At 53.8% G+C, this 17,211-nt stretch carries 15 protein-coding genes; 7 read left to right on the forward strand and 8 right to left on the reverse strand.

Translation table 11 applies throughout. The features are described 5' to 3' along the window. Positions 1–8: 8 nt before the first annotated feature. Positions 9–1,658 carry an alpha,alpha-trehalase gene (locus ACUY4Q_RS01200; RefSeq protein ID WP_458045332.1) on the reverse strand — a complete coding sequence of 550 codons (1,650 nt, stop codon included), beginning with the start codon at positions 1,656–1,658 and terminating at the stop codon, positions 9–11. 321 nt (positions 1,659–1,979) lie between these two features. On the opposite strand from ACUY4Q_RS01200, the gene ACUY4Q_RS01205 reads away from it, so the two are divergent. Further along, positions 1,980–2,384, forward strand: a complete 405-nt coding sequence (locus tag ACUY4Q_RS01205) for a GNAT family N-acetyltransferase (RefSeq protein WP_458045333.1) — start codon at positions 1,980–1,982, stop codon at positions 2,382–2,384. Positions 2,385–2,539: 155 nt separating this feature from the next. On the opposite strand, the gene aguA is transcribed toward ACUY4Q_RS01205, so the two are convergent. Continuing rightward, the gene (aguA, locus tag ACUY4Q_RS01210) at positions 2,540–3,622 is read right to left on the reverse strand and encodes an agmatine deiminase (protein WP_458045334.1); all 1,083 of its coding nucleotides are present in this window, start codon (positions 3,620–3,622) and stop codon (positions 2,540–2,542) included. Further along, entirely contained in the window at positions 3,622–4,509 is an 888-nt protein-coding gene (gene aguB / locus ACUY4Q_RS01215; RefSeq protein WP_458045335.1) for an N-carbamoylputrescine amidase, read from the reverse strand. The genes aguA and aguB overlap by 1 nt, the downstream gene beginning before the upstream one ends. Positions 4,510–4,663: 154 nt before the next feature. Here aguB and ACUY4Q_RS01220 point away from each other — a divergent pair, with 154 nt between their 5' ends. Together ACUY4Q_RS01220 and ACUY4Q_RS01225 are read left to right on the forward strand one after the other, a co-directional pair. Continuing rightward, entirely contained in the window at positions 4,664–5,557 is an 894-nt protein-coding gene (locus ACUY4Q_RS01220; protein WP_458045336.1) for a LysR family transcriptional regulator, read from the forward strand. Positions 5,558–5,689: 132 nt separating this feature from the next. Then, positions 5,690–6,742 (forward strand): fimbrial protein, encoded by a 1,053-nt coding sequence (locus ACUY4Q_RS01225; RefSeq protein ID WP_458045337.1) that lies wholly within the window; start codon positions 5,690–5,692, stop codon positions 6,740–6,742. 48 nt (positions 6,743–6,790) lie between these two features. On the opposite strand, the gene ACUY4Q_RS01230 is transcribed toward ACUY4Q_RS01225, so the two are convergent. The 3 genes from ACUY4Q_RS01230 to ACUY4Q_RS01240 form a co-directional block, all read right to left on the reverse strand. After that, positions 6,791–7,207, reverse strand: a complete 417-nt coding sequence (locus ACUY4Q_RS01230; protein WP_458045338.1) for a helix-turn-helix domain-containing protein — start codon at positions 7,205–7,207, stop codon at positions 6,791–6,793. Further along, positions 7,204–7,515: a type II toxin-antitoxin system HigB family toxin gene (locus ACUY4Q_RS01235; protein ID WP_458045339.1), complete on the reverse strand. Its 312-nt coding sequence runs from the start codon at positions 7,513–7,515 to the stop codon at positions 7,204–7,206. Before ACUY4Q_RS01235 ends, ACUY4Q_RS01230 begins: the two co-directional genes overlap by 4 nt. Positions 7,516–7,777: 262 nt before the next feature. Next, complete coding sequence (locus ACUY4Q_RS01240) at positions 7,778–8,536, reverse strand: glutamine amidotransferase (protein WP_458047228.1); 759 nt, start codon at positions 8,534–8,536, stop codon at positions 7,778–7,780. Positions 8,537–8,836: 300 nt separating this feature from the next. Between ACUY4Q_RS01240 and ACUY4Q_RS01245 the strand changes: the two genes are divergently transcribed. The 3 genes from ACUY4Q_RS01245 (at position 8,837) to ACUY4Q_RS01255 (ending at position 13,872) form a co-directional block, all read left to right on the forward strand. After that, positions 8,837–9,808 carry a bifunctional helix-turn-helix transcriptional regulator/GNAT family N-acetyltransferase gene (locus ACUY4Q_RS01245; protein ID WP_458047229.1) on the forward strand — a complete coding sequence of 324 codons (972 nt, stop codon included), beginning with the start codon at positions 8,837–8,839 and terminating at the stop codon, positions 9,806–9,808. Between the two features lie 436 nt (positions 9,809–10,244). Then, positions 10,245–12,143, forward strand: coding sequence for a methyl-accepting chemotaxis protein (locus ACUY4Q_RS01250; RefSeq protein WP_458045340.1), 1,899 nt, complete (start codon positions 10,245–10,247; stop codon positions 12,141–12,143). A 589-nt stretch (positions 12,144–12,732) separates the two neighbouring features. Further along, positions 12,733–13,872, forward strand: a complete 1,140-nt coding sequence (locus tag ACUY4Q_RS01255; protein WP_458045341.1) for an SEL1-like repeat protein — start codon at positions 12,733–12,735, stop codon at positions 13,870–13,872. A gap of 54 nt (positions 13,873–13,926) precedes the next feature. Here the strand turns inward: ACUY4Q_RS01255 and ACUY4Q_RS01260 are convergent, their stop codons facing one another. Further along, a complete protein-coding gene (locus ACUY4Q_RS01260; protein ID WP_458045342.1) occupies positions 13,927–15,135 on the reverse strand; it encodes a pyridoxal phosphate-dependent aminotransferase in 1,209 nt (402 codons plus the stop codon). A gap of 68 nt (positions 15,136–15,203) precedes the next feature. On the opposite strand from ACUY4Q_RS01260, the gene ACUY4Q_RS01265 reads away from it, so the two are divergent. Beyond that, on the forward strand, positions 15,204–16,301 hold the full coding sequence (locus tag ACUY4Q_RS01265) for a glutamine amidotransferase-related protein (RefSeq protein WP_458045343.1): 1,098 nt from the start codon (positions 15,204–15,206) through the stop codon (positions 16,299–16,301). Here the strand turns inward: ACUY4Q_RS01265 and ACUY4Q_RS01270 are convergent. Next, complete coding sequence (locus ACUY4Q_RS01270) at positions 16,285–17,208, reverse strand: dihydrodipicolinate synthase family protein (RefSeq protein ID WP_458045344.1); 924 nt, start codon at positions 17,206–17,208, stop codon at positions 16,285–16,287. The genes ACUY4Q_RS01265 and ACUY4Q_RS01270 overlap by 17 nt on opposite strands. Between the last annotated feature and the right edge of the window lie 3 nt (positions 17,209–17,211).

The raw sequence follows: 17,211 nt of genomic DNA on the forward strand, positions 1-17,211 counted from the left end.
CCGGGGGGCTACGGCTCCCCGTACAGACCAATCAGGCGGCGTACCACACCGTTTGTCCAGCCAAAGCCATCCTGTAGCGGGTATTCGCCCCCGCCCCCTTCACGCGGCGTACCGCTCGCGATGTGGTACTTCTCGATGAGCTTGTGGTGATTCTGGTAAAAATGATTCACGGTGCGCAGCCAGTTGCGGGCAATCTCATCGCCCAGGGCGTCATTGCCATACAGCTTGAAGCCCTGAATCGCCATCCATTGCAACGGTGCCCAGCCGTTGGGTTTATCCCACTGCTCGCCCGTTTCATACTCGGTCGCCAGTATACCGCCGGGGGTTAACAGGCGGGTGGTTACTGCCTCAGCGACCCGTTCTGCCTGCTCATGGGTAACCATGCCAACGTACAGCGGCACAATGCTGGCAGCGGAGAACAGCGCCATCTCTTCGCGGCGCCAGTCGTAGTCGCGGAAGCAGCCTTTTTCATCGTCCCACATGTAGCGGTTTACCGCGGCGCGACGATCGCTGGCCTTCTGGCGGAATTCGCTTTCCCGTTCACGGTCACCTTTCAACCCGGCGATGTTGGCAATGGCGCTTTCCAGTTTAAACAGGAAGGCGTTCAGGTCGATGGGGATGAACTGGGTCGTGCGAATACTGGCCAGGCGGTGCGCATCCCGCAGCCAGCGTGACGAGTAGTCCCAGCCTGAAGCCGCCCCGGCTCGCAGATCGCGATACACTTCGTTAGCCGGGCGGCTGGAGTGTTTCGCGGTTTCCACATCTTCCAGCCACGACTCATCACGCGGGGTATCACGGTCGTCCCAATAACGGTTGAGCAATGAACCATCCGGCATACGCACCACGTGGCGGTAAGCCTGGTTGAGCGACAGCGACTCTGCGCCGTCCATCCAGAAGTCATACTCCATCAGCAGGTGTTCAAGATAACGTCGCGCCCCGCGCACGCCATCCTCTTCGAACAGTTCCACCATCAGGGCAAACACCGGCGGCTGGGAACGGCTGAGGTAGTAAGTACGGTTGCCGTTGGGAATATGGCCGTAGCGCTCAATCATCCACGCGAAGTTATCCGCCATACAGCGCAGCAGGTCGTCACGACCGCTCTCCGCCAGCCCCAGCATGGTGAAGTAGGAGTCCCAGTAATAGGTTTCACTGAAACGCCCGCCGGGCACGATATAGGACTGCGGCAACGCCAGCAGAGAAGACCAGGGAATATGGTCCTGCGGTTCACGCGTGAGCACCGGCCACAGCTGATCGATATGCTCTTTCAGGGTATTACCCGGATCGGAAACATACTCTTTGCTGTAGTCTTCAGGCATCCAAAAATGGGCCTTCACGAACTGGCGCAGGTCAAAGCCTGGCTTGCGTTTAATTTTGCGATAGCGAATCAGAATGTCGAGCGGATCCATTTTCGGCGCGCAGTCAGGGAAGGTTTTACTGTCGGTAAAAATACGTGCTGACTGCACATTCTCAAACAGCTCCAGATAACGATCGGCAGGGGTGAGCGCATCCGACGCAGGCAGCCCTTCGATCATTTCTGGCTCCGGCTCCGCCTCGATCATCTCTTCCAGTTTTAACTCGCAAGGGTCGATTTCGTAGCGGGCTTCTTCTTCGAGCCCAAATTCTACGGATTCAGCGCTGTGAAGTTTCTGGTTTAACATAGAGATACTGGCCTCCGGATGTCGTCGTAACAGAATACGGGTGTTTCCCGGCTATTATCTAAGCTTAGACATTCGCTTCGATATGTGGGGATAAAGTGTGCTACAGATCACGTTTTTATATCTACCCTGAAAGTTCTGATACTATTTAACCTTTTGATTGGAAAGAAGATATAAGGTTGATGTGCCAGCTTTTTTCAGATTAATCATTTTGCAACGATTTATGAACCTTGTGAGGTTATGCAAAGTTTATCGTATTTGACTGAACCTGCTCGCTAGCAGAGCATTTATGTTCAATAAATCTCCTCACTGACCGGAGTGATTGTGCGTATTATCCCCGTTACGCTTGCGCAGTGCCTCACCATCCGCCATCAGGTTTTATGGCCGCATCTCCCCAGGGAGGCTTCCCTTGTTGAAGGTGACGATAACGCGCTGCATTTTGGCGTGCAGCACGCGGATGGGATCGTGAGCTGCCTTTCCGTGTTCCAGCACGATGCCACCACCTGCCAGATTCGTAAATTCGCCACGCTGCATGCCTATCAGGGGCAGGGCTTTGGTGGTTTTCTGTTTCAGTCAGTACTGGAGAGAATGGCGGAAGGGGGGATTAAACACGTCTGCCTGGATGCGCGAACGTCAGCGACGGGGTTCTATAAAAAGTTTGGCTTTATCTCTGAAGGGGAGACCTTCTTTAAGCAGGGCGTGGAGTATGTGCGGATGACGCGGGAGTGAGGGAAAGTTGCCCCTCACCCTGGCCCTCTCCCCAGAGGGGCGAGGGAACCGATCGAGCGGACAGTGAACGGCTTTGCTCTCTGTCAACATACAGGCAGAGAACAGCTTTGCTCCCTCTCCCTTTTAGGGAGAGGGCAGGGGTGAGGGTCTACAAATTAGCGCGGAATCTGCTGCGTAATGCAGTGAATGTTGCCACCGCCAAGCAGAATCTCACGCGCCGGCACGCCGGTAATCAGCATGCCGGGGAACATCTGCTGGAACAGCACTTCCGCCTGGGCATCGGTGGCCGGGTCGAGCAACGGGAAAATGATATGATCGTTGCTGATCAGGTAGTTCACGTAAGAGCCCGCCAGGCGGTTACCTTCGTGGCGCTCAATGGCATTACCCTTCTCAACACCGCGCGTTTCATCCGCACTGGCGTACAACGCCGGCGGTGAAGGCATTTTCCATACTTTCAACGTGCGGCCCTGCGCATCCGGGGTGTTTTCCAGCACCTTCAGTGCGGCGACGGAACGGGCGTACTGCGGATCGTTCTCGTCGTCTGTCCAGTGCAGCGCCACTTCACCGGGGCGCACGAAGCAACACATGTTATCAATGTGCCCATCGGTCTCGTCGTTAAACACCCCTTCCGGCAGCCAGATAAAGGTCTTAACACCCAAATAGTCACGTAGCTGCTGTTCGATTTCGGCCTGAGACAGATGCGGGTTGCGGTTCGGATTCAGCAAACATTCCGCGGTCGTCAGCAATGTGCCTTCGCCATCCACATGAATCGATCCCCCTTCCAGAATCAGGCTGGTGTCGTAGCAGGGCATGTCGTGGTAACGGGCCACCTGGCCTGCGACCAACTGGTCTTTATCCCAGCTGTCGTACAGGCCGCCCAGCAGTCCGCCCCAGGCGTTGAACGTCCAGCTGACGGCACGCTGCTCGCCTGCGCCATTGCTGACAACGGTCGGGCCGGTGTCGCGCATCCAGGCATCATCGCTCTCCATTTCAACCAGCGTGACGCTGGCCGGCATGGTGTTGCGTGCCTTTTCCATCTCCGCATTTGGTACGGCCATAATGACCGGCGTTTTGCGGGAGATGGCTTCAGCGACGGCAGCAAAGGCCTGCTGGGCTGGCGCGCCGTTAGCACGCCAGTTGTCGGTGCGGTACGGCCAGCACATCCAGACAGCCTGATGCGGTGCCCATTCGGCTGGCATGGTGAAGCCATCCTGACGCGGTGTGGTCAACGCAGGCATTATTTGCTCCTCTCGCTACCGTCGGAGGTGGCAAGCGTGGTGTACATGTTCGGACGACGATCGCGGAACAGACCCCAGGAGGCACGCTGCGCGGCAATCGCTTCCAGATCGAAGGTATGAACCAGCACGACTTCGTCCGTCTTGTTCGCCTGCTCAACCAGCGCACCGGTCTGGTCGGCAATGAATGAGGAGCCGTAGAAGGTCATTTCCAGGCCTTCGATGTATTTGCTGGCTTCGGTCCCGATACGGTTAGAGGCGATAACTGGCACCAGGTTTGCCGCCGCGTGGCCCTGCTGAACGCGAGTCCAGTGCGGCTGGCTGTCGATTTCCGGGTAAGCCGGTTCTGAACCAATCGCGGTCGGGTAGAAGATGATCTCAGCACCCAACAGCGCCAGGCTACGTGCGGTTTCCGGGAACCACTGGTCCCAGCAGATGCCCACGCCGATTTTGGCGTAGCGGGTATTCCACACTTTGAAGCCGGTGTCGCCAGGGATGAAGAACTGTTTCTCCTGGTAGGCCGGGCCGTTCGGAATATGCGTTTTACGGTAAGTTTCCAGGACGCTGCCGTCGGCGTCGATCATCACCAGCGAGTTGTAGTAAGCGTTATTGTGCTTCTCAAACAGGCTCAGCGGCAGCACCACTTCCAGCTCTTTTGCCAGCGCCGAAAAGTGTTTAATCAGCGGGCTGTCAGAGACTTCCTGCGCCAGCGCATAGTGTTCCGGGCTCTGATCGATGCAGAAGTACGGGGCAGCGAACAGTTCCTGGATCAGGATAACCTGCGCGCCTTTGCTGTGCGCTTCACGTACCAGACGTTCAGCGTTGACCACGTTCTTGTCGAGGTCCCAGGTACAGGCCATTTGGGTAGCGGCAACCGTTACATTTCTCATGAGCTTCTCCGTAAAGCAGAGGTTAAATCGTTCTGAGTCATAAACGCTGCGCACAGGGCGCAGCATTTATTTTGCGTAAGCATGACTATAGCAATGTCTGTGGTTATGCATAAAATGTATTGTTTGCATGAAACCATGAACAGGATGCATAGTCGTGATTGATCTTAATTTGCTGCGCCTCGTCCCCATACTGGCGAAAGAGAAAAACGTCACCCGGGCGGCGCGCAAAGCCAACATCACCCAGTCGGCCTTCAGTCACGCGCTCAATCGCCTGCGCGAACAACTTAATGATGAGATGTTTGTTCGTACCCGTAACGGTATGGAGCCAACACCTTATGCCGCCTCGATGATTCCGGTGATTGAAAATGCCCTGAGCAAACTGGACTCGGCGACGCGTGGCAAAGGCAATTTCGACCCGAGCCGCGATCCGCACACCTTTTATATTGGTGCCGTAGATTATTTCGAGTTTATGTATATGCCTGCGTTAACCGCAGAGTTTAAAATTCGCGCCCCGAATATCCGACTGTCCGTCGATATTCTGTCGGAAACCATCAAGTTTGAACGGGTTGAACGTGGGCAGTTAGATGCCTTTATTGGCGTAAATAACCTGCAATACATTCCGCAGTATTTTAATAAGCAGCCGCTGATTTCCGACCATTATGTCGCGATAGCGTCAGTTGAGCGGACCGACTTGCCCGAGCAGCTCACGCTCAAACACCTGGTGACTGAAGCGCAAATTCATTTACCTGCCGTGAGCTCTGGAGCCGATCATATTGATAGCTGGCTGCTGGAGCAGCACCTCTATCGCCCATTAACCACGGTGGTGCAGAGCTACGCCGTGGGCGGACGCGTGGCCGTCGCGTCGGGGTACGTCATGTGTGTGCCGTATCGCATTGCTAAAGAGCTGGCGGCAATGATGCCGCTGCGCATTATGCAATTGCCTGACGGCGCGCCCTCTTATGATTTAATCCTGTTAACGCATCGCTTATTTGATTATCAGGCGGCATTGCAGTGGCTGATTAACGAACTGAAGGTGGTTAAAATATAATAATTAATCAGGGAATATAAAAACACCATACTTCCGCAACGATAAGATTATTTATTTATCGTCTCTTTACGCTAAAAATATTTTCCAGGCACATTATTTGTCGTCTGCCATGCCATTAAATAAATGATAATCGTGATTATTAATCATTTTAATTTTAATTGCAAAATTAATTTTTTTAATGAAGATTTTATTCATATTAATCAAAGACAAGGAGATATCTTAATGGAGGGGCGTTATTGGTTGTTAGTCGTTATGATTTTCTTCTCAGGGTTCACGCCTGAAGAAACGTTGGCTTTCGGTTATAATGATTCAAGTGCAACTGCATATATGGATGCGGCAACGTTTCCTGCCCGAACAGGAAATGTAACCTCTCTTACTAGTGGCGGTGCGTCAGTGAGGGCAAGTGGATATCCTAATTCTTCCTTTAAAGACATGGTGAAAATATATTCTGTTGAGTTTAATTCGCAAATTCAGAACAGAGGTTTTACTTTAGAGGTAAAAGTTGGCAATTCAGAATGGATGGAACCTTCCGCAGCCGTAGGTAAATGTGTTTGGGCTGATGATAAGTGTACTGTATCATATAGCAGTTCTCTTAATAACTACCCTACGGTAGCTGTATATATACGATTAAAAAAAAATAATACGGCGACATACACTACTATCCCGACGAATACTCTTATTGCAACAATAAGACTTCGTATGAATAATTATGGTGCATATGACTCTACTCTGTTGCCTTTATATTTTCGATTTAATGGCAGCGTTACACCCGTTGTCCCCACCTGCGATGTCAAAAACTTTGATAACACGGTCACCCTACCTGAGGTAAAGCGTGCCGATTTAATCAGTCAGGGTTCGGGTCGCTACAATGGTGTGACAAAAGAATTTACCATTAACCTCGCCTGTGAAAACACGCCGAAAGTCAGCGTAAAATTTGATGGCGATAAGCTGCCCGGTATTACCAGTGAGGATGTTTTGGTTAATAAATTAACGGGTAACGATAATGTTGGTGTGCAAATACTCTATAACAGCAACCCATTAAAAATTAGTGAGAAAGTGGCTGTCCTCAGCTCTGCTGGAGCCAGCGAAGCACTGAAATTCAATGCCTACTATTACTATAAAGGCGGCACGGTACAGAGCGGCCCCATTAAATCCCAGACTGAGTTCACCTTCTCCTACGAATAGTTCAGCAATATTCCCGGATAGCTTAGCGCATATCCGGGGGGGGGGGGCCTATCCGGCGAACGCGGCGACGGGCACGTTAAACCGTTTTGCCAGCGCCCGCATATGATCCAGTGTCAGGCTGCGCTGGCCGTTCATGATCTTGCTGACGAGTGAACGGCTGCCAATTTCCTGCTGAAAGCTGCTCTGATTGAGCCCATGCTGCGCCATCAAAACGCGAAGCAGTGCCAGTCCGGTTTCTGTGCTGGCCACACGGGCATTAAATGCGGCAAATTCAGGTGCGGTGTTTTCATATTTCTCGATACGCACACTGAGCATCTCAATCAAAGGGTTTGTGGGTTCGTGTTCAAGCAGATACTCCACCATTTCCAGAGCATCTTCATAATCTTGTCTGAGGGGGCTGCCACCCAGAATCGGAAGCAAACTGACCAGATGATTTGTGGTGTTAATAATATCCTGTGTTCTCATTCTGATTGCTCTCGATATTTTTTGATAAGTTTGTCATACGCAGAATGCGCCACGATATGCTTTATAAAGAGGCGTCCTGCGTCGAAATCCGCGTAAAACACAATTCGCAAGTTGTTGCCGCCAACATCAATGACCCACCATCGTTCCCGGTATTTCATGCGGTCCAGGGTCGCATAGACCTTTTTCATCTCCTCTGGTGTAGCAAATCGCAGGCGCTTAAGTGTCTTATAGACATCCGTAAGTGCCTGGGCGTCATTTGGAAAACGCTTTGCGGCTTCATCAAACGGTGCTCTTGAAATGATGTGCACGTTGATTTCTCTCTCCCTGAGAAGGTGAACAATAAATCCAATGTTGACATATTGTCAACATTGGTGGTGCTCATTTCTGATTTGAAATTTTATTCTTTGCCTGAACGAGGGCGAGTGTGCAAATTAACTGTTTGATAGAAATGTTATTATGGAAGAAAGGCCGCAAAAAAGTGTCGGAGTTGATTGATGTGCAGATGTGATAGATCTGATGGCGTTGTGCATATCTGTAGCCCCGGCAAGCTGGCGCCGCCGGGGAGCCGTATCAGGCACTTTGCGCCAGTTCACCTTGCTGTGGAATTTCGCGACTAAACGCCTGATGCACAAAGCGGCGCAGCAGTTCGGCGGTATCGGGTGACGGCAGCACGCCTGCTAACAAGGCAAGCGGATCAAAGCCTTCAGTGGTCAGCACCTCTTCACGCTGGCGAATCATGTCGGCGGCAATATCCGGGGTAAATTCCGGGTGGAACTGAGTAGACATGGCGTTCGGCCCATAACGCACAATTTGATGCGGGTCATGAGAAGAGGATGCGAGTGCCAGTGCGCCTTCCGGCAGACGAGAAACAGTTTGCATATGCGTCAGATGCGCCGGGAACTGGCGCGGCAAGGTGCTAAGCAGCATGTCGTTGCTGGCATGCGGATGAAGCTCAATCGCCTGGCTGCCCACTTCGCGCCCCTGCGGGTGCCATGCCACTTCGCCACCCAACGCATGCGCCATCAACTGGTGGCCATAGCAAACGCCAAACAGCGACATGCCAATAGACATGGCTTCACGGATCCACTCGGCAGCCGTTTCGCTCCAGGGCAGGCGGTCAGTCACCATCGCCCAGGAGCCGGTAATCACGGCAACGCGATTGGCATCCGGTGGGGGAAGGGCTTCGCCTTCAAAGACTCTGACAACTTCCGTTTGTTCAAGAGGGTGCTGAATAGCACGGCAAAACCAGGACGGGATATCGCCATGCGTTTCACGAATAGATTCTGAGGGTAAACCTACTTGCAGGATAATTAACGGACGGTCTGTCATTACAACCACTCTCTTCCTCTGCTGAACATTTGTTCAACTATGCGCCGAAAACTACGTGCTGTGAAGAGGTTAGGAGCAGGAGCTTTGTAAAAGCGAAGCGGCTAAGGAAAGGGCTTACAGACCCGTCATGCCGCTAGCTGGTTGTTTTCCTGATGAAATTTTAATCAAACTCTGGCTTATGCTTTTTTCAGATATTTTTAGCTTTTTCTCGCGCGTGACGGCACCGCCCTTTATGCGCTATTGACAGAGGTTTGTTCAGATGGTTGTATTGTACAACTATTTAAATGAACGGTAATGAGTATGCAAAACGCCCGCCTGGTCAATGAAATCCGCGTTGCCTCCCGCCTTATGGTTCGTGAGTTAGGTTTTATGAACGCAACGCTTGCCGCCACGGATTACTCCCCTTCAGCGGTACACACCTTATTAGAAATTGATAATCAGGGGGCGATGACAGCGGCTCAACTGGTCCACCTCCTGGGGCTTGAGAAATCCAGCGTCAGCCGGATGCTCGGCAAGCTCATTACCGCCGGTGAAATAGAGGAAGTAGCCTCGAAGGAGGATGCGCGATTCAAGACGCTGCAATTGACCCCGCAGGGGCAGGAGAGCGTTTCGCGAATTAATCAGTATGGCAGCCAGCGCGTGGTCGAGGCGCTGCATCATTTAACACCGTCTCAGCAGCACACGGTTGCTGCAGGTCTGACAAACTGGGCGCAGGCTCTCGAAGCCTGCCGGAAGGGCACGTCAACCTCGCAAAGCGACAGCATCGACATTGTTTCCGGTTATCAGCCTGGGATGATTGGCCGCATCAGCGAGATGCATGCCAGCTACTATTCATCGCATTATAACTTCGGTTATTTTTTTGAAAGCAAAGTCGCTGCCGGTCTGGCGGAGTTCACCGGGCGACTTGAGAATCCTGCTAACCGCATCTGGTTAGCTGTTCAGCAGGGCCGCATCGTCGGTTCGGTTGCCATTGATGGTGAAGACCTGGGGAATAATGAGGCGCACCTGCGCTGGTTTATTCTTGATGATGCGTGCCGAGGGTCAGGCATCGGTCGCCGCTTAATGAGCGAGGCGATGGCTTTTTGCGACAGTCAGGCATTTGCCGCCGTCCAGCTGTGGACCTTTAGCGGACTTAATGCTGCACGCCGTCTGTATGAATCCTTTGGCTTTCGCCTGACAAAAGAGTGGCAGGGGGAACAGTGGGGCAGTGAAATGCTGGAACAACAGTTCACGCGCCCGCAAAGGCATCCTGAATCAGAAAAAGCGCGGTAACCGGTTGATGTGACGGAAAGCATAAAAATAAGATGCGGTATCGGGTTCTGCTTCATTTCATGAGAATGTTCGCATCTTGCGACTCAACATATTGATAATGTTAAGTTACGCAAATCAGCGTGGGCGCATTCCATCACCTTTATTTTCTCTCTCAGAGATAAAAATAAATAAGCCAGTGTGCTTGTTTTTTTAAAATCGAATTTTGCCTGATGGAACGTGTTTTTTTATGAAATCAAAGCACAATTTAGATTAAAGAAATTCTAATAATTGTCGTTATACCGGTGATCCTTCAAGTTGCCTGTGCGTTGGCTGCGTTTGTTCGCCCTGTACTTACTCCCGTAAGCTTCAGGGGGCTGATGCACCTGGCGCCTGCCTGCGAATCGGATTATTTAGGGTAAATAACCTTTAAATTCAACCAGACCGAGTATCTGCCATTATGTCATGGAAAACCACGCAGGGCCGAATTGGCCTGTTATTAATTAGTTTTTTCGTCGTTTTACTCATAGTGACATGGATAGTTATTAAACAATTTGTTTCTCCCCAGATTATTGAAACGGAAACTAAAAATATTCAGGCAACGGTTGAATTGCAAAGTGATGCAATTAAAGAGCAAATGAACCGCGTTAAAGCACAGCAACGTGCAATTACTGAACTGGTCGTTGGCTTGCAGAGTGAACAGATTGACGAGTTATTACCGCAACTCGTTAATCAATATGGAGATTTAAACGTTTTTGGTGGCGGAATTTGGCCTTTGCCGGGCCAGCGCGCGCCTGAGCGTGACAAATTCAGCACCTTTTACGCACGTAATTCCAGCGGCACCCTTCAGGTCAACACCGTCTGGAACCAGCCGGAATCGGCAAAATACTGGGAGCAACCCTGGTATAAAGATGGCCTGAACGCGCCGAAAGGAGAGTGTGCCTGGGCGAAAGCCTATCAGGATGCCGCCAGTCCTCAGCCACGCACTAACTGTGCCATGGCGATCACCAAAGATGGCAAAGCCTGGGGCGTGGCAACCATCGATGTCACGCTGGGCTTCTTTAACCAACTGGCCGTGGACATGGGCAAAGCCGTGGGTGGCAGCGTTCTGATCGTCGAGGCTGATGGCAAAATCGTGGGTAACGGCTCTTCCGTACAGGATAAACCTGCGCTGTCCAACGTGCGCGACCTTAACCTCCCCTCCTCTTCAGCCTTAAGCACGCTACTGACAAAAGGCGGGCAGGCGGAAACCACCAGCACCTATGATGGCGATGATGGGGAGCATACGCTGCTGGTTCTGCCCATCAGCGGCAGCCCGTGGTTTATGGCGGTTGATATTCCGAGCAGTCATCTGGTGAGCATGTCTAATGCCATCATGACCAAACTCACTATCGTGCAGACCGTGATTGGCCTGCTGATTGTGTTAATCATGATGTTCATCGTGCGTAATATTTTCCGCAATGTGACGCTGCTGAATCAGAATATTGAAGCGCTCTCCAGCGGTGGGGCCGATTTAACCCAGCGTCTGGTGGCAAGTAAGAGCCCGGAATTTAACTCCATTATCAATAACTTCAATAAGTTCATCTCATTCCTGAATGAGCTGATGCAGCAGGTAGGCAGCAGTTCCATGGCTATCTCCTCGGCCTCGCGCCAGATTGCCAGTGGCAACCTGAATCTGTCGTCACGCACGGAGGAACAGTCGTCATCAATTGTCGAAACGGCGGCATCCATGGAAGAACTGACCAGCACCGTCCGCCAGAACGCTGAAAATGCGCTGCAGGCGAACAAGCTGGCGGTGGAAGCGACCCAGGCGGCGAAGAAAGGGGCCAGCGTGGTTAACCAGGTGGTGTTGACCATGAACAACATCAATGACTCCTCCTCGAAAGTGGTGGAAATCATCAGTGTGATCGACGGCATCGCCTTCCAGACCAACATCCTTGCCCTTAACGCGGCGGTGGAAGCGGCGCGTGCGGGTGAGCATGGTCGTGGCTTTGCGGTGGTGGCAGGGGAAGTGCGTTCCCTGGCGCAGCGCAGCGCCCGTTCCGCGCAGGAGATCAAAAAGCTGATTGAAGAGTCCGTCAGCAGCATTGAGCAGGGCAGTGGGTTGGTGCGTCAGGCTGGAACCAACATGGATGGCCTGATGGAAAAAGTGGAAAGCGTGAACGTGCTGATTTCGGAAATCAGTTCTTCCAGCGATGAGCAGAGCCGTGGGATCGCGCAAATCAACATTGCGATTAACCAGCTCGACAGCGCCACGCAGCAGAACGCCGCGCTGGTTGAGCAGGTCGCGGCTGCCGCCCAGTCGATGGAAGAGCAGACCGTACAGCTCGAAAACGTGGTCGGTAGCTTCAAGCTCTGAGGAAGGGGGGCATTTTGCCTTCGGGCTGAGTGATCCTCAGATCTGCATTCCCCCCTCACCCTAACCCTCTCCCTCAGGGCTGAGGGATCCCCACAAAATAATACGAGCACGGACAGTCCCCTCTCCTCTTTGGGGAGAGGGCAAGGGTGAGGGGAAACATGCGGCTCTGGTGGTCATTCCGTTCACCTTATGTTCCTTGCTTTTCTAAAGCGCCAGAACCTGTGAACGTGCCAGGGCGGTTCACCGCCACCGCCCTGGCGACCCGGGCTCCCGGCCAGGAAAATCGCCGCTGGCGCGGTCCACTGCGCATATTCCTTCAGGCTTATCGGGGACGGGCGAAGGTAACGTCCGTGTAAAGTCGCCCTCGCCGCGCATCCCTGCGCGTCGCCCCGGCCTTACGGATACGCTTCGTCGATTTTCAGCCGGACCCAGTCATCGCGGTGACTGTTTTATTCACATTGCGCAATGTTATCGCTGCAAGACGTGATATTACTGGGGATTCCTCAGCGCAAGGGTCGGTCATGCTGTTGCCTACCAAAATCAGCAAGTTACTGTTGTTATTTTATCTGTTATCGTTGCCGGGACGAAGATGGTGCCTTTTTTCCGTGGCAGCGGAATAAACGCATTAATACTTGAGCTTTATTTTGGGGCATTCATGAAAGAAAAAATAGACGGATTAATTAAAGACGGTCTCCTTTATTTTATCGGCAATAAACTCCCGGATGATTTTTATGCCGCGTTCATTGAATGGACAAATATTGCTAATACAACCAATGACCCCAAAGCGCATTATAATATTGCTTATTGCTACAATGTGGGTGAAGGTACGCAGCCCGATATTGAACGCGCGAAACACCACTATATGCTGGCGTTGGAGGGCGGGGTAAAGGCAGCAGGGCTTCGTCTTCTGCGGATGCAGCGAAAAGCAACGCTTAAACTGCCTGAAAAACTACAACTTTTTAATAATCGTAATTTAAGTCGTGAAGAGGCGATGCAGCATGTTGCCAGCCTTAATGCGCTGATTGCGCTGGTCGATGAGCTTATCAATAAAGGTTGCGATGAGCTCAAGTCAGCGGGAGAGCAATTCTTTATTTTGGCCACGCTACTGGAATTGCATGCGTTGTACAGATCCGGTGATGTTTCTGCTTATAAAGCGCTTTGCCAGGCGCGCATTTCACAGGGATATGAATGGGCGCTGCCGTTATTAAAAATAAGAGAGTGTCGAGTTGAAACCGAAATCGCTTATAGCGCGCGAAAAGATATTGTTGGTCAGGGTGTTACACGCGGAAACACGGTTCACTATCACGGAGATAAATATTATCTGGTAAGCTCTTTTGCTAAGTTTATTAATAGCAGTGATACCGAGCTGGTTGTTTTCGACCGGGCCCAGGGCAGGGCGGATGTGCCTGCCGGAAAGACCTTAGATTTTCATGATCCGCGCGTCGGCGATAAGGTGCATAGCCTGCCAGATACGTTTAATACAGACCGCACCCGCTTTGTAGAGGTCTTCCCCTTCCGCCGGAACCTGCCACCATTAACTGAAACCACCGTGAAAGAGTTGCAGTGTGGTTTTGATCTGCCGGAAAAAGCGACCATGACGGTGACTGAACTTCCGGTAAGCGGTGGTGGTGGTGGCGGAGGCGCATTTGGCAAAATCGTCCTGCTGGCAATCGTCGCCGTCGTGTTGTTTGTTGCCTGGCAGATCATGTCATCTTCAGGCTACCGATAAGTCGAAATCATTGAGTTAACGCGCCGTCAGGCATTTTCCCTGACGGCAGCGTGGTTAGCGCAGCAGCGCGCACGCCTTTTCAATGCGCTGGCAGGCCATCTCCAGCAGGCCATCTTCCACCGCATAGGCAATGCGCAAATAACCCGGCGTGCCAAAGGCGGAGCCGTGCAGCACGGCAACCTGGGTGTGGCTAAGCAGCCAGTTCGCCAGCGCTTTATCGCTGTCCAGGATTTCGCCTTCCGGCGTGACGCGCCCGATCAATGCCTGGCAGTTCGCGAAAATGTAGAACGCGCCTTCCGGCGTCCTGGCGCTAAGGCCGTCGGTGGCGGTAATCATCTGAAGCACCCTCTGACGACGCTTATCGAGCGTCGTTAACCAGCCATCAAAGAATGTTGCCGGGTGGTTCAGCGCCGCGACCGCTGCCGCCTGCGAAATGCTACTGGGGTTGGAGGTGCTCTGCGATTGCAGGACCTGCATGGCGTTGATGAGCCACTGCGGACCGCCCGCATAGCCCAGCCGCCAGCCGGTCATGGCATGGCTTTTCGACACACCGTTGACCGTCAGCGTGCGTGACGCCAGATGCGGTGCCGCGTCGGCAAAGGTGGTAAACGGCGTGTTGCCGTAGCGCAGCGGTTCATAAATATCGTCAGCCATGATAAGTACCTGCGGGTAATCCGCCAGCACCTCTGCCAGCGCGCACAGCTCCTGCCTGCTGTAAATCGCCCCGGTGGGGTTACCGGGTGAGTTGAGTATCAACCAGCGTGTTGATGGCGTCAGGGCGGCCGCCAGCTTCTGCGGGGTCAGCTTCCAGCGATGCGCCTCTTCGCACGGCACAATCACCGGTTCACCGTCGGCCAGCGCCACCATGTCCGGGTATGAGACCCAGTATGGCGCAGGGATAATCACCTGCTGGCCTGCATCCAGCGTGGCCAGAAACGCATTAAAAATAAGCTGCTTGGCACCGCTCCCGGCAATGATCTCTTCCGGGCGGTATGTCAGTTGATTATCACGGGCAAATTTCGCGGCAATCGCCGATTTCAGCGCGGTCGTACCGGAGACTGCCGTGTATTTGGTCTGCTGCTGCACAATGGCTTCGATTCCCGCATAGCTGATGTGTGCCGGGGTGGCAAAATCCAGCTCCCCTTCACCGAGATTAATCACCTGTTTGCCTGCCGCTTCGAGTGCACGCACCTGGTCAGATATGGCCGCCGTTGGGGAAGGGCGTACCGATTGCATACGACGGGCTGTTTGGCTGTTATTCATAAATCCTCTTTTGTATCTCATGATTCAATTAATACAATTAAGCACCCAACTTCAGCAGGAAAATCGCCGTGTCACCGATCTTTATTCTCGATAACGCCTCTGTTCCCGCCCGCTTTGGCATCACTGCCAGCCTGTGGGCCAATCGTCTGGGCTTGCCTCTGTGGAGCCTGCGCCCTGAATTTGCGGGCGACCTGCCCGACAGTCACCAGCACGTTATCCGTGCCGGATACTGCGTCACCAGCGGCCTCTGGCGCAGTGACACCCTGCGTGAAGAGGTGTGCGATGTGGCGCAATTACCCGCATCTGACGCGGTGATTGTGCTGGCGGAATCCGACGTACAGCGGATTGCCTCCCTCATCGGCCCGCGCCTGTACAGCGACGATCGCGATGGCCATCTGACCCTGCGCGAGGGCACGCAAACCCTGATGCGCCTGACGGGTGACCGCTTTGGGCGCTGGCTCTCCACCCTCCCCGGCGAAGCGGGGGCATCGCTACGCATTGGCCTGGTGGGGCGCGAAGCTGACCACCGTCTGGTTTACCCCGCCACCCTCGGTTCGCTGGGGGATGCCGCCTGCGCCCTGGGTTTTGATCTCGACGTCCATTTTCTGCCGCCCGCTGAGCTGTCTCACGGTTTGCAGGAGCTGGATACACTCCACGGCGTGGTGCTGCCGGGGGGGGCGTCCATGGCGGCGGTCAACGGGCAGATCCGCGTGGCGCAAGCAACGCTGGCCCGTCGGTTGCCGACACTCGGCTTGTGTCTTGGCATGCAGAGCATGATGACCGCTGCCGTGCGCCAATCCGCAGGCTTTGAACAGGCGATCCTGGCGGAAGTCGCCCCCGATGCCCCGGTGCACAGCTTTGTGGCCTTTGCCGATGGTCTCCATCGCTGCGGCGTGCTGCCGTTTACTTCAACCTTGCTGCCGGGCAACACCACCCAGATGCACTACAACCACCGCTACCGTTTTAACCCGCAGTGCCTGCCGCAGCTTGTCGCGAGCGGCGTACAGGTCAGTGCGCAAACCGACGATATCGTCGAGGGCATCTCCCTGCCGGCGCACCCCTTCTGGCACGGCGTTCAGGGGCATCCGGAACTGATGTCACGCCCGGATGCGCCCCATCCGCTGTTTACGGCGCTGCTACTGACGGCCCTTAGCGCGCAAGGGTAACGCCAGTGCGTGGATCGCTGGCGAGCACCTGCATCACGCGGGTCAACTCTGCCAGCGCCGCTTCAGAGACCGGTTTTAACGGTTCGCGCACGGTGCCGCCGTTAAAGCCGCGCAGCGCCATCGCTGCTTTCACCAGCTGCGGCTGCCCATGTTTACGCGCCAGGGCACGGTAGTCGTACCATAGCTGGTGCAGATCCCGCGCGGTGGCGGCATCACCCTGTTCCACGGCACGGAAGGTGTTAATGATAATCTCCGGCAGTGCGCCGCTATTGGTGGTGCTGATGCCGTCAAAGCCCGCCATCATCGGGCCGAGGAAGGCCAGGTCTGACGCACAGAACAGGCGCAGGCGACCACGCAGGCGATTGGCAATCTGGTCAATGGCGGTCGGGTTCAAATCGCCCTGTTTAATGCCGACCACGTTCGGGATATCTGCCAGTTCGTCGAGCAGCGCCGGCGAGAGGGTGATGCCGATGCCCGGCGCGTTGTAGACGAGAATGCCGGTTTTAGATAACGGGGCCATTTCTTTGAAATAGCTGATGATTTGCGCGTCGGTTATCTCGCTGACAAAGGGCGCCGTCACCATCGGCAGGCCGCCGAGGTCGCTCGCCAGTATCGTCAGTTCACGGGCATCTCGCGGATCTGAGCTGGCGCTGCACAGCATCACCGGAATGCGATCGCCCACGCAGGCCATCACTTGTGTGAACAGTTCGCGGCGTTCCGCCACGGTCATCACCGGAAACTCACCGTAGGTGCCGCCAATCAGCAGGCCGTCATAACCTAATCCGATGACGCGCTCGATGTTTTCGCGCAGCGCCGGGAAATCAATCGCCCCCTGGGCGTCGAAAGGGGTCACGGTGATATTAAAAATCCCCCGCAGGCGTTCACGGCATTCGTCGAAATCTTTCATGTC

Source organism: Phytobacter cepae, from assembly GCF_054165735.1.